Genomic DNA, 26,073 nt, shown 5'->3' with positions numbered 1-26,073 from the left:
AAAACCGCTCGTGCATAGGTTTTAAAGAAGGACTGCTCAATTCTTATGCCATTAGTATGTCTAGGCGGATTGTAGACATATTTTCCAATTTTTCTAAATTCTCGGTATTTCGCGCAAAAACAAAGTGGAAATATTTTTTTTCTAATAGGTTAAAAATGTGTATTTTCGCACACTGATTAAAAAGTTTATATAGAATGGCAGTTTTAGGAGAAATTAGAAAAAGATCTTGGTTAATGATTGGGGTAATTGCACTTGCGCTTTTTGCGTTCTTAGTGACTCCAGATAGTATCGATCAAGTGTTCGGCAAGAATCCTAATATATTAGGACAAGTCAATGGCGACAAAATCACTAGAGACGAATACAATGACCAACTTTTACTACTTCAGCAGCAGGCGCAACAACAAGGGCAGCCTAGCACAGGACTCGAAGAGCAAGCGTGGCAAATGTTGGTTCAATCCAAATTGATCAAGCAGCAATTTGACAAGCTGGGGCTGGAGTTGAATGACGATTACTTCTGGAGCCAACTGAAATACGACCCTATGTTCGCACAAGTCCCTGACTACTTTGACGAAAAGGGGAACTTCAAATTACAAGAAGTTAAGCAGTATTATGAAGGACTCGAAGCGGCAGGACAAATTCAAGAACACAACCAGTGGCTAAAAATCAGACGCGGAGTTGAATACCGTATGATGGCTAGACAGTTGTTTGCGAATGTATCTTCCGGAATCACAGCGAGCAAAAAAGAAGTCGGTGAGATGATTTCTCAAAGAGATAAAGTGGCAGACATTGACTATGTTCAGATCGATTACGCAACGTATCTTCAAAAAAATCCAATTAAAGTTAGCACCCAAGATTTAGCAAACTACATCAAAGAGAGACCTAATACTTACAAATCTGAAGCAAGTCGCAACATTGGAGTCGTGTATTTCCCAGCGAAACCTACACTTCAGGACGACACGAAAGTGAAAGATGAAATTGAAAAGTTACTTAACAAAGGAACGGACGCTTCGGGCGGAACTGAAAACTTCATTAATACAACGCAGGACTCTATGTTCGTTATGCTGAATTCAGACTTGCCGTTCAATCCTACCTATTTCTCTAAAGAGCAATTACCACCAAGTATTTCAGATAAAGTTGCAAGTGCAGCCATTGGTCAGACCTTTGGACCGTACAAAGAGCAAAACCTTTATGTGGTTTCAAAATTACTAGATAAGAAAACTTCAGATTCTACCTTGTCTCGTCACATTCTAATCGCACACAGTGCGAGTCCAGCGGCGCAAGGAGTCAAAAGAACCAAAGAAGAGGCAAAGAAACTAGCGGATTCGATTGGTGCGATTGTACAAGCAAACCCAGGCAAATTTGCTGAGTTTGTGAATTTATCCGACGACCCAGGTTCTGCTGCGCAAGGGGGAAGTTTAGGATGGACTACACCGAACACTCCATTTGTTCCTGAATTCCAAGCTTATTTAGGCAGTCATGCAAAAGGTGCAACAGGCGTTGTCGAAACGCAATTTGGCTATCATATTATAAATATTCAAGATAAGAAAACAGGGGCGATGGGCTACAAGGTTGCTAACCTTGTGAAAACAATTAAGCCTTCTGAAGAAACGGAAAACGCAGTGGATAGAGACGCAAGACGCTTTATTCAACAAGTTCAAGGGAAATCTTTCAACGATTTTGCTAACCTAGCAAAGAAATCTAAGTTTGAATTTACGAATCCTAAAATGGTGAAACGTTTTGACGGACATGTTCAAGGATTAGGTACGGACAAAGACGAGGTAGTGATCTCTTGGGCATTTAACAAGAAAAGAGAGAAAGGAGAAACTGAGTATTTTGTTGTGGAGGGAACGGGAGATCGTATTGTGGCTTATTATAACGGGAAACAAGACCAAGGTCTAGCAGATCCTGAAACGGTAAGAGATCAGATTGAGCCGATCGTGAAAAACCAATTGGCTGCGAAGCAAATTATGGATAAAATCAAATCTGGTAACGTCACAGGTCTTGATCAAGCGGCCAAATTATTTGGAGCAACCAAAGCTTCTGCTAGCGTGAACCTTTTGAACCCTGTCGTGGGAATGGCAATGGAGCCTAGAGTTGCAGGAGCTGCATTCGGCGTTCAAAAAGGCAAATTGTCACAACCAGTAGAAGGAATCAGCGGTGTCTACCTAGTGGTGAAAAAATCGGAAACCATTAACAAACAACCAGGAGACGAAAAACAAATCGCCGAGGCTATTGCAGGTCAAAATGCGCAGATGTTCGGTCAACTCTTCATGAAGAGTTTAGTAGACAATGCAGACATTGACGATTATAGAATTGAGGTTTGGGATAAAACAGGCAAATAACAAATCCTTTTGTAGATCATAGAAAAAGCGGCAAGTAATGCCGCTTTTTTGGCTTTTCAATCCGCAATAAATCGAGTTTTTTTAATTTAAAATATCCTATATTTGTCACTCAAAATTTGAACTTGTGAAATTTTCTAAAGAATTAAAAGCAGGCTTAATTGCTGCTTTAGCAATCATAGGATTTGTAGTATTATTTCAGTTTATGAAAGGCAAAAGTCTTTTCGTGTCTGATAACGTTTTCTATGCGAAATACGATAACGTGGAAGGGCTTGAACCTTCCTCGCATGTCTCTATTAATGGACTTAAAGTTGGACAGGTGGATGAAATTGTTCCAGTGACTGGAAAAGATGGAAAACTTCATTTTGTCTTGAAAGTAATTGTGGACGATCAATTTAAATTTTCAAAAAACTCCACACTCGAGATCTTTGAACCTGGACTAATGTCTGGAAAGCAAGTTCGAGTGAATCTGGAGTACGGAGGAGAAGAGGCGAAGACAGGCGATACTTTAAGTGGAGGATATAAAGACTCTATGATGAACAGTATTTCCTCTCAAGTAGGGCCCGTGAAAGATCAATTGCAAACCGTCTTAAAAAGAGTGGATTCTCTAATGATAAATGCCAATTTAATGACTGGCGCGGAAAACCAGGCAGAAATTAAAGCTCTTCTTATTAATTTGAATCGTACGGTAGCGGCTTTTGAAAGGACTTCTGCGCAAGCGAATCAATTGCTTACCAACAACGATCCAAGAATCCAAAAGATTTTAGACAATGCAAATCTAGCGACCTTGAGTGCTCGCGATGCGATCGATCATTATGGGAATATTGCAGAGCAAATCGACACGGATAAGCTCAACAGTACCGTCGATGCGCTTAACAAAACGACCTCGCAGTTAAATAATGTTATTACTGGAATACAAAATGGTGAAGGTTCTCTTGGTAAATTGACAAAAGATGAGGAACTTTATCAAAATTTGAATAAAACAGCGGAAAACCTGAATGCTTTGGTGGAAGACATGAAAGCAAATCCGAAACGATATGTGAATTTTTCCGTATTTGGTAAAAACAGCAACTAAACCCCACGCCTATGATGTCGTATCTTGATAATATTCTATTTGGAATCTTACTTGTTTTAGGGATTGGACTTTTTGTTCGAAGTCTTCAAAAACTAGTGAGAAATATTAAACTCGGCAAAAAGGTGGATCGCTCGGATCGCCCAAAAGAGAGATGGGCATTAATGGCCAGGGTCGCTTTAGGGCAAAGCAAGATGGGTGCGCGTCCTGTGGCTGGAATCCTTCATATCCTTGTTTATGTGGGATTCGTGATTATCAATCTAGAGCTTATTGAAATTATTGTAGACGGTCTTTTTGGCACGCACCGATTTTTAGCCACTGTACTTGGCCTTTCTCTCTACGGAGTATTTACTGCAGTTTTAGAGGTCCTTGCCTTGCTTGTTTTGATTGCCGTAGTCGTCTTTTTTATTCGTAGAAATTTCTATGGCGTTCGCCGCCTCACCATGAAAGAATTGTTTGGATGGCCCAAAAGCGATGCAAATTGGATTCTTGTCATTGAGTTTGCGCTCATGCTGGCCTTTTTTACCATGAACGGTGCAGATCTTCGTATCCGAGAACTGAGCGGAGAACAAATTCTAGGGTATTTCCCTATTAGTGAAATGACGCTAAGCCCCCTGTTTAGTTCTTTAGGACTCTCCAGTGAAGCTCTTCATTTTGCAGAACGTGGAGCGTGGTGGTTCCATTTCGTAGGAGTGCTATTCTTTATGAACTATCTTTATTACTCTAAGCATTTGCATATTTTGTTTGCCTTTCCAAACACTTGGTTTGCTAAGCTCGAGCCGGTGGGAGAACTCAACAATTTGCCTGCCGTGACACGCGAGATTAAATTAATGATGGATCCCAATGCAGATCCCTATGCAGCTCAAGAGCCTAGTGCAGAGGCAGCGGAAGAAAAGTTTGGCGCTAGCGATGTGTTAGAACTCAATCAGGTGCAGCTGCTCAATGCGTATACATGTACAGAATGTGGACGATGCACAGACGTGTGTCCTGCCAATTTAACGGGCAAGAAACTTTCTCCGAGAAAGATCATGATGGATACAAGAGATAGGCTGGAAGAGGTCGGTAAAAATGTGGAGAAGAATGGCACATTTGTAGCGGACGGTAAAAAACTATTAGACGATTATATCACTCGAGAAGAATTGCGAGCATGTACTACGTGCAATGCTTGTGTACAAGCCTGTCCTGTTCTCATCGATCCTTTGTCCATTATTATTGATTTAAGACGATTTATGATCATGGAGGAATCTTCCGCTCCACAGGAATGGAATTTGATGATGGCCAATATCGAGAACAACGGTGCGCCTTGGCAGTACAATCAAGCAGACCGCTTAAACTGGGCGCAATAAACCGAGTGCTGCCTTTGTAAAGCGTGAGCTTTATGTAACAAAAACAAAAACTGAGTATGGATTTTAAAATAAAGACCATGGCCGAATACGCGGCCGAGGGAAAAGCGCCAGAGGTGCTCTTCTGGGTAGGTTGTGCAGGAAGTTTTGATGACCGAGCTAAGAAGATAACGCGTGCGTTTTGCAAAATACTAAATAAGATCAATGTAGAATTTGCCGTTTTAGGGCAAGAGGAAAGTTGTACAGGAGATCCTGCGAAAAGAGCAGGTAATGAATTCGTATTCCAGATGATGGCCATGACCAACATCGAGGTTTTGAATGCCTACGAAGTCAAAAAGATTGTGACCGCTTGCCCCCACTGTTTTAATACGATTAAGAATGAGTATCCAAGCTTGGGAGGACATTACGAAGTGATGCACCACACTCAATTTTTAAAGAATTTAATGAATGAGGGAAGGCTTAAAATTGAAGGGGGGCGATTCGAAGGAAAGAAAATTACCTTTCACGATCCTTGCTATTTAGGGAGAGCCAATGGAGAATATGAAGCTCCACGAGATCTCCTCTCTAAACTCGATGCAGAACTAGTGGAAATGAAGCGATGCAAGCAGAGCGGCCTTTGCTGTGGCGCTGGAGGAGGACAGATGTTTAAAGAGCCTGAAGCCGGGAAGAAAGACATCAATGTAGAGAGAACAGAGGAAGCATTGGAAGAAAAGCCGGATGTGATTGCCACAGGATGTCCGTTCTGCATGACCATGATGAGCGACGGTGTGAAGCATCTTAATAGTACTGTAGAGGTCAAAGATATTGCTGAGCTTTTAGCGGAGGCGGAAGACTTGTAAAGAAGGCAATAGTTTGTTTTTCACTAACTTTGCATAAATTAAAGAGATTAAAGAAATGAGAATAGAGGAATCTGAAGTCATTGAAACAAATGATTATCGAGTACTTATATATCCTGCTTCTAGACCTTTCTTACCAAAAGAAAGCAAACGGATTACGGAAAAGTTATATGATTTTTTAGGAACTTGGGCTGCCCACGGAAAACCACTATCGGCGTCATTTAAAATCGAAAAAAATCAGTTTCTTGTCATTGCTGTAGATGAGGAGAAAGAAATGGCCTCGGGATGTTCGATTGATACTTTAGGAGAGGCAATTCGGGAATTGGATCAGGAGTTTTCCCTTGGTTTTTTTGATCGAATGAAAGCCTCTTATGTCGACAACGGAGAAATTAAGACCCTGAAATTAGGCGAATTTAGATCCGGCCTGAAGGATGGAAGTATTTCGCACGAAATTGAAGTGTTTGACTTTTCAAAATCTAGTTACATTAGTTTTTTATCGGATTTTTTGCTTCCCCTTAGAAGAAGCTGGGCAGGAATCTACGTCGAATAGAGAGTACTTACGAGAATAATAGGGTTAAAGGCGAACGTCTTGATTCTAAAAATTAGTCCTTATTTATTATGAGGACTTTTTTTGGTCCTGATGGATGGAAAAGTGCACATTTGCGAATCAAGTTAATCCACTAGATATTTTCATAGCACTTAAAATAATGCTATTTTTGCTTAATGAACGTCAAAAAACACCTTTTTCTTCTCGTTTTCATACTTCTAGTGGCTTCTTGCCGTCAAGGAGAAGACGATGTACAAGCGATAGACCAAGTGCTTCGAATTTATGTACAAGACGAGGCGGGAAATGATTTGCTTGACAAGGAAGAAGAAACTTCTTTATTCAGTGTAAATTTAGTGGACTTGGATGCCAGTACGGCGAATGTACCCGTTAGCGTAATGAAGAAGAAGGACAGTCTGAAAGGGTATTATTATGAATACATTTCAGGGGCCGTACGCACACTAGAGTCGGAAGATGCCGAGGCTCAGTCTTATTATTCAACGTTGGGGATTCGCTTTCAAAATGAGCTCGATTCTGAAATAGACCAAGATACGCTTCGTTTCGATTATAGATTGACACCCAGACTCTTTTCTTTAGAGCAGGTTTGGCTCAATCAGGATCTTGTCTTTACAAGAGACGTGAATAAACAGAATGAACTTGTGATTAAAAGAGAGCTCACAATCACAAACTAGAATGGATTTAATAATATTATCACAATAAAAGGATGCTACAGATTAGTTTTATCAAAGAGAATAAAGCGCTCGTACTAGAGGGACTTAAAAAAAGAGGATTTAAGCAGTTGGATCTTGTGGAAACGGTGGTGAACTTGGACGATAAACGTAGAGCTGTTCAATTTGAGCTAGATGAGAATCTCGCGCAAAGCAGACGAATTTCAAATGAGATCGCGCAGTTTGTAAAAGAAGGGAATAAGGAGGGAATCCAAGAAGCTAAACAAAAAACTACAGCTTTTAAAGAAAAAAGTCAAGAGCTTAAAAAAGATTTAGAGTCTGTTGAGAAAGACCTTCTAGAAGGATTGTATTTGATTCCAAACATTCCCTACGAGAAAGTAAAGGCAGGTCTAACTCCAGAAGAGAATGAAGTAATCTTTCAAAGTGCAGAGGAGCAGTCGATGCCTAAAGAAGCACTTCCTCATTGGGAATTAGCAAAGAAGTACAACCTTATTGATTTTGAATTAGGAGTTAAGGTGGCAGGCGCTGGGTTTCCGGTCTATTTTGGGCAAGGAGCAAGGCTTCAACGCGCTCTGGTTCAATATTTTTTAGATAAGAATGTAGATGCAGGATACTTAGAAGTGAACCCACCTCATGTTGTGAATGAGGCCTCCGGATATGGAACTGGACAACTTCCCGATAAGGAAGGACAAATGTATTATATCGGAGCTGATGATTTATACCTGATTCCTACAGCGGAAGTTTCTGTTACCAACCTATATCGCGATGTGATCGTAGAGGAAAAGCAATTGCCTATCCTAAATACGGCGTTCTCTCAATGCTATCGTAGAGAAGCGGGTAGTTACGGATCTCATGTACGGGGACTGAATCGCCTTCATCAGTTCGAAAAAGTAGAATTAGTTAGAATTGAGCATCCTGAAAAGTCTTATGAGGCGTTAGAAGGAATGGTAGAGCATGTAAAATCGATTTTAGAAGATTTAGAGCTACCATACCGTATTCTTCGTCTTTGTGGGGGAGATATGGGCTTTACAGCGGCAATGACTTACGATTTTGAGGTTTGGAGTGCTGCTCAGGAGAAATGGTTAGAGGTGAGTTCGGTTTCGAATTTTGAAACCTTCCAAGCCAATCGTCTTAAATGCCGTTACAAATCAGGGGATTCTAAAGCGCAACTCGTGCATACGTTAAATGGTTCTGCGATGGCCTTACCTAGAATTATGGCGGCCTTGCTTGAAAACAACCAAACGGCCGAGGGAATTCGAATTCCAGAGAAGATTGCAAAATATACTCGCTTTGAATTCATAAAGTAAGTGGACTTGGCAAAAGGCCTATCGATTAAAAAAGCAAAGCCAGATTCGAAAGAATCTGGCTTTTGACTTTTATGTACACTATTTAATGACAAGTCGAATGATCTCCATGCTGGTGTTGTAAGGAGCCATTATGCTCTACTTGGAGCGCGCTAGATGGAGGCGAAAGATAGGGTATGCCTAATTCTAATGCTCTGATGATAAATAGAGAGCCCATGACAAGCATGAGGATAGGAACTAATTTTAAAACTCTAAGGCGAAAAGCCTGAGTCATGATTCCTCCTGCAAAGACCACCGCAAACATAAAGGGAAAGGTTCCAAGGCCAAAGAGAAACATAAAGGTTGCCCCTTGCCATACACCTCCTGCGGCCAAAGAAGCGGTAAGTGCCATATAAACCATTCCACATGGAAGCAGTCCATTTAGTAATCCCGTCGTAAATCTAGATTTGTAATCCGAACGTTGTAAAAGTTTGCCTAGGGCCATTTTCACTTTTAATAGGGGCTTATTTAGGAAAGAAATCTTACTAACGAAATCGTTTCCTCCAAAGGAAAATAGAGCCATGCAAATAAGAAGTACCCCCACTGCGATGGTTAAATACTTTTGGAATCCTGCCACTTGAAATCCTTGTCCAATCAGACCTAAGAAGGCTCCTAAAATACTATAGGTAACTACCCGTCCAAAATTATACGTGAAGTTCTGCAATTGAAATCGAATCGCTTCATTTTTGGTGAGCCCCATGGACAAAGCAATCGGACCGCACATACCTATGCAGTGAAATCCCGAAGCAAAGCCAAGGCCTAAGGCTGTCAAAATTAGAGCTATTTCCATAGAACATCGTAATCCACTTGATACGGAACCGTTTTCGATTTCCACGCAATTTTTAAGGTGTAAGAGCCTGGAAAAAGAATTTGTTTCGGAATGTGAATTTTTCTTCCACTTTGAAATTGAAGATCTTTTTCTACATCTAGGTTCGCATCGTCGGTTCGAAATAAGTGAAAATTGACACTATTTTGATCCACGGATATACTTGCTGGGAATTCGAGAGTAATGCCTTGACTATTTTGGTTGTAAATCGGTTTCTCAGTTAGCAAATCTGCTTTGTTTTTCGCGTCAATAACTTCCTGGTAGCGGAGTTCATCCTCGTAATAATCGCGTGATACCATTTCTGCATTTTGCCATCCACGCCCATATATAAAGACGAGCGATAAGATGAAGATCATAAAGGCTCCTAATGCGACCACAACGCCATGTCCCCATGTAAAATTCTTTAGCATAGTTGTCTTTTAAAATTGTAATTTAAACGGTCCTTCAAAATAGGTTTCAAACGAATCTAAAAGTTCCCCCTGTTCGTTGTAAACCCCGATGGTTACATTTTGTTTCGACAGGTTAATGTTCTTTTCTGGGAAACTTACATTCACAGTTCCTTTCGAAATTTCATTTTTCTTTAATTTAATTTTGCCTGTGTTACTAAAGGTAATGGTTCCTTCTTTTGGTTCCACCACTTTAATAGTAACCACTTGGTCCTTATTGGATTTATTTAGGAAGGTGTAGTTGTAGATATTTGTTATTTTCCCATCGCGAAGGAAGAATGTAGATCCGGCCGGTTTGATAAATTTGGCCTCCATGGTTCCACGGTTGTTTAATAAGAATCCTAGGAATCCAAAGAGAAGAACCAGGACAAGGGAGTAAGCTTTCATCTTCCCAGTGAATACAAACGGTCTTTCCTGTTCAATTTCATCTTCTGTTGCATAACGGATAAGTCCTTTCGGAAGACCTACTTTTACCATGACCTCATCACAGGCATCGATACAAGCTGTACAGTTCACACATTCTAATTGCTGTCCGTTACGGATGTCTATCCCGGTAGGACAAACGACCACACATTGGTTACAATCTATACAGTCTCCTTTGCCTTCTGCTTTTCGATCTTCGCCATTACGCCATTTGGAACGATTTTCTCCTCTTTTAAAGTCGTAGTAAACGTTGATAGTTTGCTTGTCAATAAGGACTCCTTGCAAACGACCGTATGGACACACGAGCGTACAAACTTGTTCTCTAAGCCATGCAAACACAAAGAAGAAAGCAAGGGCGAATAGAATCATGACGATGAAGTTCGTCGGGTAAACCATCGGTCCTTCTAGCATGATATCATAAACCCTCTGGTAACCCACGATGTACATATACATTATATGGGTGACAATAAGTGAGATAATAAGGAATATGGTCCATTTTAGTCCTTTCTTCCAAATTTTCTCTGCGTTCCAAGGTTGATTTTCTAGTCTTATCTGTTTGTTTCGGTCTCCTTCGATTGCGTATTCAATTTTGCGAAATATCATTTCCATAAAGATGGTCTGTGGACAAATCCATCCGCAAAAGATTCGACCAAATACAACCGTAAATAAAATGATAAACACAATAGAGGCAATGGCTCCTATCGCTAGAATAAAGAAGTCCTGGGGATAAAAAGGTTGTCCTAAAATATAGAACTCACGATCTAAAATGTTTAGTAAAAGGACTGGGTTTCCATTGATCGTTAAAAAAGGGAGGATAAAGAAGATCGCAAGCAAAAGGATACTTACTAAAAGTCGATAATTAGTGTATCTTCCTTTAGGCTTACGTGGGAAAACCCATTTTCTTTTTCCGGTTTGGTCCATCGTGTTGACTGAGTCACGGAATGTTTCTGGATCCAGTACTTGACCCTGTCCACCACGATAGCTATAATCTTCTTCTGGGATTGCCATAATCTATATATTTAAAAAAGAACATAGCTTACTACAAGGTGGTGTAGTAAACTATGTTCTTTGTAAGAATTCAAATTGAATTATTTTTGCCAGTTCGCCTCGTCTCCTTGTGGAGCTGCACCACCTTCGGCGACGGTTATTGGCTTTTGTTCTTGGTTAATGTGATAAATGTAAGATGCTACTTTTTCAATGTCATTCCCTGATAACTGTCCGTTTGCTCCAAAAGGAACCATGGTTGGGTTGTTTGGAGAACCGTTCCATACTACGTGGAATACGTTTTTAAATAATGTTTGCTCCGGTTGGTTGATCCAGTGGTTGTCCGTTAAGTTGGGTCCAATTCCACCACGGCCTCCATCCATATGGCAAGATACGCAACTTGTTTTGAAGATCTCTTCTCCTTCTGCTACATAATCTGCATTGTATACAGCACTTTCGATTGTAGCCTGAGGGGCTGTTTTAAGGTATTCTTCAACCGAGGCAATTTGAGCCTTGTATTCGTCGTCGTATTCTTTAATTGGATCTGCAAAATCAGTGAAGAAGAAAGCAAGCATGTACACCACACAATAAACCACTCCAAAATAGAATAAGCCTAACCACCATCTTGGTAGCTGGTTGTCTAGCTCCATAATTCCATCGAATCCGTGGTCGATAAGAATGTCTTTTTCTTCCTTCGCAGATTGCTTTGCAAAGGCCGCTTTCCAAAGACTCTTGAAGTAAGGAGTTTTCTTAGTTTCAAGATATTGAGCTTTTGCTTCAGGAGATAATTCTTTAAACGTGTTGTTCTCAATTAAGTCTCCTAGAGCAGAGTGGATGAGTGCCAAGATGATACTGATCACTAGCGTCCCCCAATAGTAGGGTGAAGAGAGGAATGCAGTACTCTGTACAAACATGTAATAGAGTACAAAGGTGATCGCAAGGATTACGACTATATTAATAATAGCGGGAGTTCTTTGTTTCATGACGGTTAATTTTTTAAATCAAAGGGTTGGTCATCGTCTTCTAGTGGCGCATGTGCCTGTTCATCGTAGTATTTCTTTGAACGACTGAAGACATACATAATCAATCCAACAAAAAACATCAAAAATAGCAGTAGCGCAAGAGTTTGGTAAAACCCTGTATACTGTTCACTAGAGACGATGTCTTTTAAGTTTTGTGGGATCATGACTTTTTAATACTTAGATTAAATTAGTTATTACTTGCTGTTTGTACTTGCGTGGTTTTAATGTCTGTACCCAAACGTTGTAGGTAAGCAATCAGAGCCACGATTTCTTTTTTCTCAAGTTCTCCTTCAGGTCTAGACGCATATGCCTGTTTCAAATCCGGAGCTTCGCTTAAGATCTGAGAGACGATGTGCTTCGCTTGATTATCTACCCAAGCATCAGCAGTGTCGATTTGAGCGCTTGTGTACGGAACATCAAACACGTCTTTCATTAGGTTTAACTTGTTGATGGTTTGAGAGCGATCTAAATCGTTCGCGATTAACCATGGATAACGAGGCATAATGGATCCTGCCGAAGTAGATCTTGGGTTGTACATGTGTTTGTAGTGCCAAGAACTTGGGTTCTTTCCTCCTTGACGGTGTAAATCCGGTCCTGTACGTTTTGATCCCCAAAGGAAAGGTCTGTCGTAGACAAATTCTCCTGCTTTTGAGTATTGACCATTCTTTCCGTTGAATCGTACGACTTCGTCTCGGAACGGTCTAATCATTTGTGAGTGACAAGCGTTACATCCTTCACGGATATAGAGATCTCGACCTTCGAGTTCAAGTGGGGTGTATGGTTTTACAGCCGAAATTGTAGGTACGTTTTCTTTCACAGTTAACGTAGGGATGATCTGTACGGCTCCTCCAATAGCGACTGCAACAAAGGATAAGATTGTAAGGTAAACCGGCATTCTTTCTAACCAAAGGTGAGCACCTTCTCCTTGTTTTCTTTCTTTTCCAATGCGAGCAAGTGCCGGAGCTTCTGCAGGTACGTTCTTTTGGAATGAACCTTTTCTTACAGTAGCAATTACGTTCACTACCATTAGGATGGCCCCTGAAATGTAGAGAGATCCTCCCACAAATCGCATGATATAGTAAGGGATGATTGCTGTTACCGTATCCAACCAGTTTTTCCAAAGTAGAGTACCGTCTGGATTAAATTGTTTCCACATTAGTCCTTGGGTGAATCCTGCAATGTAAAGAGGAACAGCATAGAAAATAATCCCTAAGGTTCCAAGCCAAAAGTGCCAGTTGGCAAGTTTGGTAGACCAAAGTTTCGTTCTCCAAAGGATTGGAATTACGTAATAGATCATACCGAAGGTCATAAACCCGTTCCAGCCTAGTGCTCCTAAGTGAACGTGTCCGATAACCCAGTCTGTAAAGTGACCGATTTTATTTAAAGTTTTTGTGGCTAGAATTGGGCCTTCAAAAGTAGCCATCCCGTAACAAGTTACGGCCACAACAAAGAATTTCAAGATAGGTTCTTCCCTTACTTTGTCCCATGCACCTCTTAACGTTAAGAGACCATTAAGCATCCCTCCCCAAGACGGTGCGATAAGCATAATAGAGAATCCGGTCGCAAGTGCTTGCGCCCATGCTGGAAGTGCAGTGTATTGAAGGTGGTGAGGTCCTGCCCAAATGTAAACGAAAATGAGTGACCAAAAGTGAATGATCGACAGTTTGTAAGAAAACACGGGACGGTTCGCTGCCTTCGGAAGGAAGTAGTACATAAGTCCTAAAACCGGGGTTGTTAAGATAAAGGCCACCGCATTATGTCCATACCACCATTGTACTAGGGCATCTTTTACTCCTGCGTAAGCAGAATACGATTTCCACATGGTAAGTGGTACTTCAAGATTGTTGAAGATATGAAGCATAGCCACAGCAACCCAAGTTCCTAAATAGAACCAAATTGCTACGTATAAGTGACGTACTCTTCTTCTTGCAATCGTTCCAAACATGTTGAGTCCAAACAAAACCCAAGAGATGGTGATTAAGATATCGATTGGCCATTCGTGCTCTGCGTATTCTTTCGAAGTATTAATCCCCATAAAGAAAGTGATTATTGCAGCCACGATCATCAGTTGCCAAGTCCAAAAATGAGCCCACGAAATAAAATCGCTGTACATTCTTGCCTTAAGTAGTCTTTGAATTGAGTAGTACGCTCCTGCAAACACACCGTTACATACAAATGCAAAGATCACTAAGGAGGTGTGAATCATTCTGATTCTTCCGAACCCGAATGCACCGTTAGAATTGATTAAGCCTTCAATGTTTCCCGCGGCGAGACTTTTTATGGTTGGGTCGTCGGTCCCTAAGAAAAATTCAGGGAGCTCGGGATAGAATAGCATTAAGGCAGCAGTAAGACCAAACAAGAACCCTAAGACACCAAATCCGATGGTGGCGTATAGGAATGCGCGGACAATGCTGTTGTCATAACTAAACTTTTGTGTTTCCATATAATTAATTACTTTTTTCGTCGGTTGTTTCTGTATTTTCCTCTGGAGTTTTTATTTTTTTCTCCGGCTTTATTTCATCTTCAAAGAGTATCCTTACTGCAGGTGATTCGTCGTCTTCAAACTGGCCTCGACGGGCATTAATAATGAAGATTATCAAAAAAACCACTGCCAAAGATACACTGCAAATGATCATCAAATATAGTATATCCATTTCTTAGGCAAATTTAATTTTTTAGGATCGTCAAATTTATGGAAAAATAATGATAAAAGTCATTTCGTGTTAAATTTTGTTAATTTAAAACCCTTCTAAATAGCAGCCTTTCCTACAATCCTATATCTTAAAATATTTTAAGCTACGCATCCAAGTGGCTAGGGAGGTGAATGCCACGACGGTTATGGAGCTTATTGGCATTAAAATAGCGGCAACCAAAGGAGACATGTATCCTAAAATTGCAATCGTGACCCCTATCACATTGTAAAGTAAGCTGATCGCAAAGGTGAACTTCACAATCCTCATTGCATCTTTGGAAAGACTTAAAAAATGATGAAGGGTTGGAATCTTTTCTCCCGCCATAATTACATCGGACGAAGGAGTGAAAGAGTTCGTGTCGTCTGCCACTGCAATTCCAATGTCACTTTGTTTTAAAGCACCGGCATCATTCAGTCCATCCCCAATCATAGCGACATTTTGACCTTCCTCTTGCAAATCTTTGATGTAATTTAACTTGCTTTCTGGATCTTGATTAAAAGCCATTCCCATCGCAGTGGGAATGGTTTGCTTCAGTTTGTTTTTCTCAGATTCGTTATCTCCACTAAGCACATGCAAGTTGAAGGACTCTAAATGTTGGAAAAGTAGAGTTAGTCCTGATCGATACTCGTTCTTAAATATAAATTTCCCTAAATACTCATTGTCTTTGCTGATGTGTACCGCCGTTTCTAGGTTCGTCGACTTCTGAGAGTTGTATGATGCGGAACCAATTTTATAGTGGTGGCCTCTTACCACTGCACTATAGCCTTTTCCGGGTTGGTCGATAAAGTTCTCGATCGGAAAATACAAATCAGGCTCTTCTAGAAAAGTGTAAAGAGTTTTAGACAAAGGATGGTTTGAGTTTTTCAGTAGAGACTTGAGATTCTGTACATCCCAGGAGGTGATTGGACTGCCTTCGTAAAGGATTTGAGATTCGTCGTTGTGGGTGATGGTTCCTGTTTTGTCAAATACCAGCGTTTGAATTTTGGCTAGTTTTTCAATCGTCAGTGTGTCTTTGACATAGAACTTGTTTCTCCCCAAAATCCGCATGATATGCCCAAGGGTAAAAGGTGCAGACAGAGCCAGAGCACATGGACATGCTACAATCAAGATGGCAGAAACCACTTGGAACATCTTTTCCATATCGACCTGAGACCAGTAGATACCGGCAAGTACGGTGATCCCTAAGATTACGATGGTGAAGTACTTGCTTATGGTGTTGGTAAGGTTGTCGAGTCCAGTTTCTTTTTTCTTAAAGGCTTCTTTGTTCCAAAGTTGAGTTAGATAACTTTGGTCCACATTCTTGATCACTTCCAGTTCCAGCACGGCGCCCACTTGCTTTCCTCCGGCATAGATGCGGTCGCCTGCCTCCTTTGGGACTGCGTTGCTTTCTCCGGTAATGAAACTATTGTCAATGTGTCCCTCCCCACGAATTAGAATGGCATCTACAGGGATGATTTCTTGGTTTCGAACCATGATTCGGTCCCCAATGGAGAGTTCCGACAGTAAAATGCTTTCTTGCTGGCCCTGCGAATCTAATCGGGTCACGGCAATGGGGTAAAAGGATTTATAGTCCCGATCGTAAGAAAGGGAACTGTATGTACGCTTTTGAAATATTTTCCCGAGTAACATGAAAAATAAAAGTCCACACAAGGTGTCGAAGTATCCGGGGCCATAGTCAGTAAGGGTCTCGTAAATGCTTCGACCATAAAGAACTAGGATTCCGAGTACAATCGGTACATCAATGTTGATGATCTTGTTTTTCAGTCCGTAATAAGCAGATTTAAAATAATCAGAAGCCGAGTAAAACACGACCGGAGTAGCAAGAAGGAACATGATGAATCGAAAGAGATTCTTGTACTGCTGCATCCAATAGTCTGTGGTACCGAGAACGATTTCTACGTACTCTGGGAAACTAAAAAGCATCCCGTTGCCAAATGCAAAGCCCGCAATGGCTAATTTGATTAGAAGGGATTTGTCGGATTTTTCAACAATGCGATCTGCTGTTTCTAAGTTGATGACAGGCTTGTAGCCTAAATTGGCTAAAAATTTAGCAAGTTCACTTAGGGGTAATTTTTCAGGATCGAAATAGATTTGCAAAGTCTTTCTGGTGAAATGCACTTGTGAGTACGAGATCCCAGGATTCAAACTCGATAAGCTCTCCAGGAGCCAAATGCAAGAAGAACAGTGAATGACAGGAATTTTGAAAGTGACTATCGTGGTCTTATCGTCTGAGAAATCCACCACACGATCAAAGATTTCAGGTGTGTCTAAGTAGTTGTATTGGTCTAGATTGTCTTCAGGACGGATTCCAGAACTTTTGTTCAGCTCATAGAAATTTCCTAATTGATTGAAACTTAAAATTTCATAAACGGACTGGCATCCATGACAGCAAAACACCTTCTCATCGAAAGCTATCCGCTCCTTTTTAATTCCGTCGCCACAATGATAACAATATTCCACTTTCATTTTGCCTAGACCTGCAAAATTATGATAAAAATAATTGCCCTTGGTGGTAAATTTACCTATTTTTGCTGATAAATGTCATTGGTATGTCGATTGAGAAACTAGAGCTTATAGATCGGAATTTTTTGAACGTTTTTAAGGAAGAGTCCTTTCGCGAAGTACTCTCTGATGAAGACTTCAAAAAGTATATGGAGGCAAAGAAAGAAATCCACATCCATAAGGGACAATTGCTATTTGAAGAAGATCAAAACGCTCACGGTGTTTATTTTATCAAAGTAGGTACTGTGAAGCTCTCTAAGTCTGGGGTGTATGGGAAGGATCAGATCCTTCGCTTTATTAAAGAGGGAGATTTGATCGGATATAGATCTCTATTAATTGAAGAGAATTTTCAAGCGAAAGCAGAGGCTATGTCAGAAGTAACTGCTGTATTTGTACCAGGCGATGTATTTCTTCATATGCTAAAAGTAGATTCAAAGCTGTCTTTTGCAATGCTTCAAAAGTTTGCATACGAACTAGGCGAGTCTTCTAATACAGTAACGTATCTTGCCCAAAAGACAGTTAGGGAACGTCTGGCGGAAGTGCTTCTACTGCTGGAACAGAAACTTGGAACTGATCCTGAAGGATTTATCAAAATTGCTCTCACCCGCGAGGAAGTTGCGAATTTAATTGGCACAGCCACAGAAAGTGCAATACGTCTCATTTCTGAATTTAAAAGCGATCAATTGATTGAAACAGAGGGGAGAAATATTAAAATACTAAATCATGATAAGCTCATTAAACTAGGGCATGTGAACCTATAGGATGAGTAAATAACAGGCCCTAAATTAGGATAAGCATAATTCATAAGCTTATCGGTTCTGTTTTTCTAAATACAAAAACCAAAGAAGTCTATGTCGGTTCATTCTGAAATTAAAAAAGTAACCACAGAGTCCTTGCGAAAAATGAAGTTCGACAAGGAAAAAATAACGATGCTTACCGCATACGATTTTACGACTGCCAAAATGGTGGATGCAGGAGGTGTGGATTCTATCTTGGTGGGAGACTCGGCAGCCAACGTGATGGCAGGTCATGAAACCACATTGCCCATTACACTCGATCAAATGATTTACCATACGCAATGCGTGGTGCGAGGTGTGGATAGAGCACTTATTGTGGCAGATTTGCCTTTTGGAAGCTACCAAAGTAACCCAGAGAAGGCCCTAGAGTCAGCCGTTCGAATGATGAAAGAGGGTGGAGCTCACGCAGTTAAAATTGAAGGAGGTGTAGAAATCGAAAAATCCATTCGTAAGATTGTGAATGCAGGAATTCCTGTGATGGCCCATTTAGGATTGACCCCTCAGTCTATTTACCAATTTGGAACCTATAAAGTTCGTGCAAAAGAAGATGAAGAAGCGGAAAAGCTACTAAGGGATGCAAAACTAGTAGAAGAACTAGGTTGTTTTGCTCTTGTTTTAGAAAAAATTCCCGCAGACCTTGCAAAAAAGGTCAGTGAGAGTATTTCCATTCCCACGATAGGGATTGGAGCCGGTCCAGATTGCGACGGTCAAGTGCTTGTTTACCAGGATATGGTGGGTATGAACCAAGGGTTTTCTCCTAAATTCTTGCGACGTTACCTAGATCTGTACACTCAAATATCGGGAGCTGTTTCCCAATTTGTCAGCGATGTGAAAACAGCTGATTTCCCTAACGAAAAAGAAAGTTATTAATGAATAATGTAAGTCAATTAAACAAACTGCAAGCTATCGTATCGGTAGGTGCACTTTTATGTCTGCTGACAGGATGGTTCAATTTTTTCAGTCCTGAAGTCAATGAGTTTTTATACCAAAAGCTCTTTTATGTGCTGATCGGAATTAGTTTTGTTCTCATGGCTCCGATTTTAACCAATCCAAAATTTGTGATTCCGATGTATATTGCAGCGGCATTGTGTGTGATTGGCATTTTTTTCCCAATCGAAAGTCGTTTGGCAGCTCTTAAAACCATTGGATTGTTTGCAGGAGTTTTAATTTCCTTATTTAATCGACCAAGAGTCCCAAAACGTTAAGGTGCAAAATAGTGCAGCGCAAATTAGTCCCGACCAAATTGCGTATGAGGACAATCATTTGCTTGTGATCAATAAGCATGTAGGTCAGTTGGTTCAAGGAGACAAGACTCAGGACGATTCCCTTATTGAACTTATCAAAAATTTTATCAAAGTACGCGATCATAAGCCTGGAAATGTGTTTTTAGGCTTGGTGCATCGTATCGATCGTCCTACCTCAGGATTAGTGATTTACGCCAAGACTTCCAAAGCTCTCTCAAGGCTAACTCAGATGGTGAAGAACCGAGAGATTCGCAAAACCTATTGGGCTGTGGTGCCTAAGGCAGGGATTGAAGATTCAGGCGAGCTTATTCACTATCTCAAAAAGAACGAAAAGAACAACAAGGCTATTGTTTTTCCTAGAGAAGCCCCTGGGGCAAAAGAAGCTATTCTCTCGTATCGTGTCCATACTCTACTTGCCAATTATATGCTATTGGAAGTAGACTTGAAAACGGGACGCCACCACCAAATTCGTGCGCAATTGTCAAAAATTGGAGTGCCTATAAAAGGGGACTTAAAGTACGGGTCTCCAAGATCGAACCCTGACGGTGGAATTCATTTGCATGCACGTCAATTGGAATTTGTCCATCCCGTCACAAAAGAACAGGTTACGATCACAGCAGAAGTTCCAAAAGGTGATCCCATTTGGCAAGCCTGCATCGAACGATAAGCTGAGAATATTAAAGAGTTAATAAAGAAAATGCCACGAGGAATTTCCTCGTGGCATTTTTCTATACGCTTAAGCTTTGAATGTTATCCTTTGCTTGCTTCTTCTGCGATCAAGTTTAAAGCAGAACCTGCTTTGAACCAACCGATTTGTTGTTCATTATACGTATGGTTTGCAACCACGATATCCTTGCTTCCGTCCTCATGAAGGAATTCAAGGGTAAGGGGTTTGCCTGCCGCAAATTCTTGTAAATCTACAAAGTTCACGGTGTCGTTTTCTTGAATTTTATCGTAATCTTCCTTGTTGTTGAAAGTGACTCCGAGCATTCCTTGCTTTTTAAGATTCGTTTCGTGAATACGAGCAAATGATTTTACAAGCACGGCTCTAACTCCTAGGTGACGAGGTTCCATGGCTGCGTGCTCACGGGAAGATCCTTCACCGTAGTTTTCGTCTCCAACCACTAAGGTAGGAATTCCAGCGGCTTTGTAAGCTCTTGCCACATTAGGTACTTCATCAAAAGAACCGTCAAGTTGGTTTTTCACTTTGTTCGTTTCCATGTTGTAAGCATTTACAGCTCCAATTAACATGTTGTTCGAAATGTTATCAAGGTGACCTCTATACTTAAGCCAAGGTCCTGCCATGGAAATGTGGTCTGTGGTACATTTACCGTACGCTTTGATAAGAACTTTAGCTCCTTCAATGTTTTTACCATCCCATGGAGTGAATGGAACCAAAAGTTGCAGTCTGTCAGACTCTGGATCTACATTCACTTGAACGGAAGACCCATCATGAGACGGAGCTTGGTATCCGTTATCTCCAACATCGAACCCTTTTGAAGGAAGTTCAATTCCTTTCGGTTCGTCTAACTTCACTTGCTCACCTTGTTCGTTCGTTAAGGTGTCGCTTAGAGGGTTGAAATCGAGACGTCCTGATATGGCAATGGCAGCCACCATTTCTGGAGAGGCTACAAAGGCATGAGTATTTGGGTTACCGTCTGCTCTTTTAGCAAAGTTACGGTTGAAAGAGTGAATAATTGAGTTCTTTTCTCCTTTTTCAGCGCCTTCACGGTCCCACTGCCCAATACATGGACCACAGGCATTCGTGAAGATTCTAGCATTTTCAAATTTGCGGAAGCTGTCTAGGAATCCATCCCGTTCTGCTGTGAATTTCACTTGTTCAGAACCTGGGTTCACTCCTAGGATTGCTTTCGGTTTTACTCCTTTTGCTACCGCATCTTCTACAATAGAAGCGGCGCGTGATAAATCCTCATACGAAGAGTTCGTACAAGATCCGATAAGAGCCCATTCTACATCTAATGGCCATCCGTTTGCTTCTGCTTTCTCCTTGAATTCAGAGACTGGTGTTGCCAAGTCCGGTGTGAACGGACCGTTTAGATGAGGTGTTAATTCGGAAAGATTGATTTCGATCACTTGATCGAAATATTGTTCTGGGTTCGCATATACTTCTGGGTCAGCGGTTAAATGCTCCTGGATTTGGTCAGCAGCGTCCACAACGTCCTGCCTTCCTGTTGCACTTAGGTAACGACGCATAGAATCGTCGTATCCAAATGTAGAAGTAGTCGCTCCAATTTCAGCACCCATGTTACAAATCGTTCCTTTTCCAGTAGCGGACATGCTCTGAGCTCCTTCACCGAAATACTCGACGATGCATCCTGTTCCTCCTTTCACAGTAAGGATACCAGCCACTTTAAGAATCACGTCTTTTGCTGCGGTCCAACCACTTAATTTCCCGGTTAATTTAACCCCAATTAATTTAGGCATTTTTAATTCCCATGGCATTCCTGCCATTACGTCGACGGCGTCTGCGCCTCCTACACCAATAGCCACCATTCCAAGACCACCGGCATTCACAGTATGGGAGTCGGTTCCAATCATCATTCCCCCAGGGAATGCATAATTTTCCAAAACTACCTGGTGAATAATACCTGCGCCTGGTTTCCAGAATCCAATTCCGTATTTATCACATACAGAACTTAAGAAGTTAAATACTTCTGAGTTTTTATTGATGGATTCTTGTAAGTCTTTTTCCGCTCCTACTTTCGCCTGAATAAGGTGATCGGCATGCGCCGTAGAAGGTACTGCAACTTTGCTTTTTCCAGCTTGCATAAATTGGAGTAATGCCATTTGCGCGGTCGCATCTTGCATTGCCACGCGATCTGGAGCAAAGTCTACATAAGAATTACCTCTTTCGTATGCCGTGCTGGTATCGCCTTCCCATAGGTGGGAGTATAGGATTTTTTCGGATAGGGTAAGCGGTTTTCCAACTGTTTTTCTCGCAGCTTCAATACGTTGCGGGTAACGCGCGTACACCTTTTTGATCATTTCAATGTCAAAAGTCATATTGCAAAATGTTTTTGATTTTAAAAATAATAGTTAAAGCCCAAATTTACGAAAAATTTAAGGGTTTGCTTTAGATTGCAATTTATATTCGTTATAAATTGGATATCAAAAATCTATTTTTCTATTTTCTAACAGAAGTGTTACCTTTGGCAAGCGTTTAGTGTAGTTAATTTTATGAAGTTATTAGTAAGAAACCTTATCCTTATTTTGGTTTTTATATCCCTAGGAATAAGTGGACAAAATACAAGCCCCAAATCGTCGAACGAGTCTCAAAAATCACAATATGAGAAAATTAACGATTCGATTCCGGGTTTGATTCCTCGCAAGACAGAGGGAAAATTCGGATATGTCAATCAAAGTGGCGAAATGGTGATACCGGCTCAATACAAGAATGTTGGTTTTTTCACGACCGATTGTAAGCTTTTAAATTCTCCCAACGAAAAGGTACGAGAATATGGATCGGATGCTTATGCTTCTGTTCGAACAGTGGAGAACGTGGATTACAGAATTGACAAATCGGGAAAAAAGGTCTACCGTTTTAAAGAGCAGGACCTTGGGAAATGTCCTTATGAATATAAGGCTCAATTATATCACTCTTATGTTCGTAGTGGGTTTTACGGGGTTATTGATCGTAGCAAATTTGAAAATGAGATGGACTATCGGCAGTATATAATCTATCCACAATTTCAGTATCTTCACATTATGGAAGGCGATGATTTGAAAAACCCGATGATTATTGCCACGTACGACAATAGATTTGGAGTTATTGACATTGAAGGAAATATAATTATTCCGTTTCGTTATGCCGACATAAAACGAAATTTCAGTTGGAAGCTTGCCCGTTTATTTGAGGTAAGTAAAGACGGAAAGGAGTATTATTTTGTAGATCGCTACAACAACAGGTATTAGAGATGGAAAGTCGAAGTCAACATCTTTTTCTCGAGAAATATCCAATAAATCCAAAGCATAAACGCCTTATATTAGGTACTTTTCATCCCTTGAGACTTGATCGTTTTCTTACTCCTTTTTTTTATGGCAATCGGAACAGTATTTGGGGTATTCTACGCGAGGCTTTTCCAAAGCAATTTGTGGCCAAAAGCCAAGAAGAGATTTCTTTAAATGAAATAGTATCGTTTCTGGAGAAAGGAGAAATTTCCATGAGTGACACAGTTTTAAGTTGTATTAGATTAAACAATTCTGCCCTGGACAGTGCAATGAGCGAAATCGAACTTAACGTAGATCTCTTGGAGCAAATTACAAACTCCGATATTAATCAAATTTTTTTCACTAGTAGTTTCGGGAAGAATAGTGCGTTTCGATTGTTTTATGAGGGGATATTAAAGCAGAAGATTAGCCGCGAGATGAGAGCCAAACGTGAGTTTTTGGATATGGACACTTTTGGTCGTCCAGTTCGTTACACTCTTTTGTTTTCTCCTTCTGGAAGTGCAATGCGCTCGATTGTTCAGAGTAAAGAATATAGAGAAGTTCAGGAGCTCTACAAGGATATGAAATCTCCAGTAAAGCAATTTCGAGTCGATCGGTACCGAGATGCTTTTTCCTTTGTAAATTAAGAAGTTAGCAAGGGGAAAGAGGGGCTTAGCATAAGTCATGAACTTAGGAAGAGTCTTTTTTGTTGGCTGACTCAAATTAAAATGGCTATATTTGCGCCAGAAGTAAAGGGGTGCTACCAAAGAGTGGCTGAGATTATACCCGATGAACCTGGAACAGATAATGCTGTTTAGGGAGCTGCTAAAATGCAATTTTGCAGTATTCACGTATAACTTTTCGACCCCTTTTATTCCTATAAATTTTAAACAATTTAAAAGAATGAAAGGATTATTTTTTTTAGGGCTAATGGTAAGCCCGCTTGCCTTTGGGCAACAAGTCAAAGAGGATTCAATTTCAGAATCTCTAATTCAAAGTGTTCATTTTACAAAGAGGCTGCCCGTCTCGAAAGAAATTCTCAATGTAGAGAAAGACTTAAGTCAGAAGAATTTAGGTCAGGATTTGCCAATTCTGCTCAAGAACCAGGTTTCTGTGGTTTCAAGTTCCGATGCAGGCAACGGAGTGGGGTATACTGGACTAAGAATCCGAGGTGTGAGCGGAACCTCCATCAATGTAATGATGAACGGGGTGCCTTATAATGATTCTGAATCTCAAGGTACATTCTTTGTCAACGTGCCGGATTTAACTAGTTCTGCCTCGGCAATTGTGATTCAAAGAGGAGTGGGAACCTCAACCAATGGAGTTTCTGCTTTTGGTGCCAGTGTAAATGTGATTTCAAAGGACCCTGCCGAAGAATTCTACGTGAGGTCAGACAATAGTTATGGGTCATTCAATACGTATAAATATTCTGCGGAAATAGGTTCTGGTCTTTTTTGGAAAGACCAACTCTCGGTTATGGGTCGATACACTAAAATTCACTCGGACGGCTATATCGATCGAGCGTTTTCCGATTTAGATTCTTACAACCTTTCTGCTCGTTTTCATAGAGGTTCAACTTCCTTGCGTATGCTAGCCTTCGGGGGCGCTGAAAAAACATATCAAGCCTGGAATGGAATTGACAAAGAGTCATGGAGAACCTATCCCAAGTTCAATTCATCGGGAGCTATATACAACGACGATTGGAGCGAAATTGTAGGGTTTTATGACAATGAGACAGACAATTATCGCCAAAATCACTATCAATTTTTATGGGATGAGAAGTTGAACGATTCTTGGAATTTGCAAACCACGTTGCATTACACAAAGGGAAAAGGGTACTACGAAAATTACAAACAAGGCAAAAGCTATGAAACCTATGGTCTCAGTCCTGTCAACGGCAATGCCTATTCCGATTTTATACGAAAAAAGTGGCTTGACAATGATTTTTATGGGGTGGCTTCGAACTTGTACGGGGATCTATCCGGAATCGATTTGCACTTTGGGCTTGTAGCCAATCAATATTTTGGACGCCATTTCGGAGAAGCAAAGGATTATTTGACTGCGAATTCCGTTTCCAACGAATACTATAGAAATCGTTCGGTAAAAAATGAAGTTTCAGGGTTTGGAAAGGCCATTGCTAAAGTAGGTAGATGGGAAGTTTTCGGGGACCTGCAGATGCGCTCCATCGTATACGACACAAAGATACTGCAGCCCGGTGATGAGGAAGGAGCGGATTTGAGGAAAAACTGGAATTTCTTTAATCCCAAAGTGGGACTTAATTACCCTATTCCAAGTGGGAAACTCTATCTATCCTATGCGAAAGCAAGCCGCGAACCCAGCAGGGACGATTTGTTTGCAAACCCAGAGGTCAAAGAAGAAACCTTGCATGATTTTGAATTAGGATGGGAATACGCTCTAGGTTCTTCCCTTTTGGTTTCTGCAAATCTCTACTATATGCACTATGTAAATCAACTGGTGTTAAGCGGACAAATCAACTCCATAGGGGAATTCATTCGTACGAATTCTGGAAAATCATTTCGAAGTGGGCTCGAAGTTTCTGCTCTTGCCAAGCTTTCGAAAAAATGGGAAATCAATTCCAATTTAACCCTTAGCCGTAACCGAAATGTTGATTTTAAGCTAGAGGATGAAAACGAGGTTGTCAATTTGGGCAATACGCCGATTTCCTTTTCGCCTGAGTTTATAGCAAATCTTTCGATTCGATTCAAACCCAATGATTCGCTTTTCTTTGAATTCCAAAATCAATTTGTCGGAAGTCAATACCTTGACAATACGCATACAGAGTCACTTCGAACAGACTCCTATTTTCTTAGTGATTTAAGTGCTCGGTACCGACTTGAGCTAGCTCGAAATGCAGTAGAATTTAAATTGCTACTGAATAATGTTTTCAATCAGAAATACATAAACAATGGGTATGTGTATGATTCTGAGCCCTTCTATTTTTCCCAAGCGGGCACGAATTTCCTATTTGGATTTAGCTATGAGTTTCGCTAGGAGATATTCT

General features: G+C 40.7%; 23 protein-coding genes. 14 read left to right on the top strand and 9 right to left on the bottom strand.

The genetic code is table 11. The annotated features are described in order from the left end of the window. The first annotated feature begins 194 nt into the window (after positions 1–194). The 7 genes from ACX3PZ_RS02115 to serS all read left to right on the top strand — a co-directional run bounded on the left by ACX3PZ_RS02115 (position 195) and on the right by serS (position 8,130). Positions 195–2,342 carry a peptidylprolyl isomerase gene (locus tag ACX3PZ_RS02115; protein WP_459111886.1) on the top strand — a complete coding sequence of 716 codons (2,148 nt, stop codon included), beginning with the start codon at positions 195–197 and terminating at the stop codon, positions 2,340–2,342. Between the two features lie 124 nt (positions 2,343–2,466). Then, positions 2,467–3,414 (top strand): MlaD family protein, encoded by a 948-nt coding sequence (locus tag ACX3PZ_RS02110; RefSeq protein WP_459082619.1) that lies wholly within the window; start codon positions 2,467–2,469, stop codon positions 3,412–3,414. A 14-nt stretch (positions 3,415–3,428) separates the two neighbouring features. After that, complete coding sequence (locus ACX3PZ_RS02105) at positions 3,429–4,757, top strand: 4Fe-4S dicluster domain-containing protein (protein ID WP_459083481.1); 1,329 nt, start codon at positions 3,429–3,431, stop codon at positions 4,755–4,757. Between the two features lie 56 nt (positions 4,758–4,813). Then, entirely contained in the window at positions 4,814–5,593 is a 780-nt protein-coding gene (locus tag ACX3PZ_RS02100) for a (Fe-S)-binding protein (protein ID WP_459082617.1), read from the top strand. A gap of 55 nt (positions 5,594–5,648) precedes the next feature. Beyond that, complete coding sequence (locus ACX3PZ_RS02095; protein ID WP_459082615.1) at positions 5,649–6,140, top strand: hypothetical protein; 492 nt, start codon at positions 5,649–5,651, stop codon at positions 6,138–6,140. Positions 6,141–6,313: 173 nt separating this feature from the next. Then, positions 6,314–6,826: a hypothetical protein gene (locus ACX3PZ_RS02090; RefSeq protein ID WP_459082613.1), complete on the top strand. Its 513-nt coding sequence runs from the start codon at positions 6,314–6,316 to the stop codon at positions 6,824–6,826. A gap of 32 nt (positions 6,827–6,858) precedes the next feature. Next, complete coding sequence (gene serS / locus ACX3PZ_RS02085; RefSeq protein ID WP_459082611.1) at positions 6,859–8,130, top strand: serine--tRNA ligase; 1,272 nt, start codon at positions 6,859–6,861, stop codon at positions 8,128–8,130. Positions 8,131–8,212: 82 nt separating this feature from the next. Here serS and ACX3PZ_RS02080 read toward each other — a convergent pair whose 3' ends face one another. The 8 genes from ACX3PZ_RS02080 to ACX3PZ_RS02045 all read right to left on the bottom strand — a co-directional run bounded on the left by ACX3PZ_RS02080 (position 8,213) and on the right by ACX3PZ_RS02045 (position 17,026). Beyond that, positions 8,213–8,956, bottom strand: a complete 744-nt coding sequence (locus tag ACX3PZ_RS02080; protein WP_459082609.1) for a sulfite exporter TauE/SafE family protein — start codon at positions 8,954–8,956, stop codon at positions 8,213–8,215. Further along, positions 8,947–9,402, bottom strand: coding sequence for a FixH family protein (locus tag ACX3PZ_RS02075; protein ID WP_459082607.1), 456 nt, complete (start codon positions 9,400–9,402; stop codon positions 8,947–8,949). The genes ACX3PZ_RS02080 and ACX3PZ_RS02075 overlap by 10 nt, the downstream gene beginning before the upstream one ends. Positions 9,403–9,411: 9 nt before the next feature. Next, positions 9,412–10,869, bottom strand: coding sequence for a cytochrome c oxidase accessory protein CcoG (ccoG, locus tag ACX3PZ_RS02070; RefSeq protein ID WP_459082605.1), 1,458 nt, complete (start codon positions 10,867–10,869; stop codon positions 9,412–9,414). 80 nt (positions 10,870–10,949) lie between these two features. After that, a complete protein-coding gene (locus tag ACX3PZ_RS02065; protein WP_459082603.1) occupies positions 10,950–11,828 on the bottom strand; it encodes a c-type cytochrome in 879 nt (292 codons plus the stop codon). A 5-nt stretch (positions 11,829–11,833) separates the two neighbouring features. Next, on the bottom strand, positions 11,834–12,031 hold the full coding sequence (locus tag ACX3PZ_RS02060; protein ID WP_459082601.1) for a CcoQ/FixQ family Cbb3-type cytochrome c oxidase assembly chaperone: 198 nt from the start codon (positions 12,029–12,031) through the stop codon (positions 11,834–11,836). A 23-nt stretch (positions 12,032–12,054) separates the two neighbouring features. After that, complete coding sequence (gene ccoN / locus ACX3PZ_RS02055; protein ID WP_459082599.1) at positions 12,055–14,310, bottom strand: cytochrome-c oxidase, cbb3-type subunit I; 2,256 nt, start codon at positions 14,308–14,310, stop codon at positions 12,055–12,057. Positions 14,311–14,314: 4 nt separating this feature from the next. Continuing rightward, positions 14,315–14,521: a cbb3-type cytochrome oxidase assembly protein CcoS gene (gene ccoS, locus ACX3PZ_RS02050; RefSeq protein WP_459082597.1), complete on the bottom strand. Its 207-nt coding sequence runs from the start codon at positions 14,519–14,521 to the stop codon at positions 14,315–14,317. Between the two features lie 120 nt (positions 14,522–14,641). Next, the gene (locus tag ACX3PZ_RS02045) at positions 14,642–17,026 is read right to left on the bottom strand and encodes a heavy metal translocating P-type ATPase (protein WP_459082595.1); all 2,385 of its coding nucleotides are present in this window, start codon (positions 17,024–17,026) and stop codon (positions 14,642–14,644) included. 83 nt (positions 17,027–17,109) lie between these two features. On the opposite strand from ACX3PZ_RS02045, the gene ACX3PZ_RS02040 reads away from it, so the two are divergent. The 4 genes from ACX3PZ_RS02040 (at position 17,110) to ACX3PZ_RS02025 (ending at position 19,770) form a co-directional block, all read left to right on the top strand. Beyond that, complete coding sequence (locus tag ACX3PZ_RS02040; protein WP_459082593.1) at positions 17,110–17,823, top strand: Crp/Fnr family transcriptional regulator; 714 nt, start codon at positions 17,110–17,112, stop codon at positions 17,821–17,823. A gap of 90 nt (positions 17,824–17,913) precedes the next feature. Next, positions 17,914–18,729, top strand: coding sequence for a 3-methyl-2-oxobutanoate hydroxymethyltransferase (gene panB, locus ACX3PZ_RS02035; RefSeq protein ID WP_459082591.1), 816 nt, complete (start codon positions 17,914–17,916; stop codon positions 18,727–18,729). Beyond that, on the top strand, positions 18,729–19,064 hold the full coding sequence (locus ACX3PZ_RS02030; protein ID WP_459082589.1) for a hypothetical protein: 336 nt from the start codon (positions 18,729–18,731) through the stop codon (positions 19,062–19,064). Before panB ends, ACX3PZ_RS02030 begins: the two co-directional genes overlap by 1 nt. A 22-nt stretch (positions 19,065–19,086) precedes the next feature. Continuing rightward, the gene (locus ACX3PZ_RS02025) at positions 19,087–19,770 is read left to right on the top strand and encodes an RluA family pseudouridine synthase (RefSeq protein ID WP_459083480.1); all 684 of its coding nucleotides are present in this window, start codon (positions 19,087–19,089) and stop codon (positions 19,768–19,770) included. Positions 19,771–19,853: 83 nt separating this feature from the next. On the opposite strand, the gene ACX3PZ_RS02020 is transcribed toward ACX3PZ_RS02025, so the two are convergent. Continuing rightward, a complete protein-coding gene (locus tag ACX3PZ_RS02020; protein WP_459111885.1) occupies positions 19,854–22,127 on the bottom strand; it encodes an aconitate hydratase in 2,274 nt (757 codons plus the stop codon). A 174-nt stretch (positions 22,128–22,301) separates the two neighbouring features. On the opposite strand from ACX3PZ_RS02020, the gene ACX3PZ_RS02015 reads away from it, so the two are divergent. The 3 genes from ACX3PZ_RS02015 to ACX3PZ_RS02005 all read left to right on the top strand — a co-directional run bounded on the left by ACX3PZ_RS02015 (position 22,302) and on the right by ACX3PZ_RS02005 (position 26,063). Next, entirely contained in the window at positions 22,302–23,036 is a 735-nt protein-coding gene (locus ACX3PZ_RS02015; RefSeq protein ID WP_459082585.1) for a WG repeat-containing protein, read from the top strand. Positions 23,037–23,215: 179 nt separating this feature from the next. Further along, positions 23,216–23,698, top strand: a complete 483-nt coding sequence (locus ACX3PZ_RS02010; protein WP_459111884.1) for a hypothetical protein — start codon at positions 23,216–23,218, stop codon at positions 23,696–23,698. A gap of 256 nt (positions 23,699–23,954) precedes the next feature. Beyond that, the gene (locus ACX3PZ_RS02005; RefSeq protein WP_459111883.1) at positions 23,955–26,063 is read left to right on the top strand and encodes a TonB-dependent receptor; all 2,109 of its coding nucleotides are present in this window, start codon (positions 23,955–23,957) and stop codon (positions 26,061–26,063) included. Positions 26,064–26,073: the final 10 nt, after the last annotated feature.

Source organism: Chryseobacterium sp. A321 (assembly GCF_054489265.1).
Note: the sequence above shows the minus strand (reverse complement) of the source record. Positions and strands in the feature narration are given on the sequence as shown.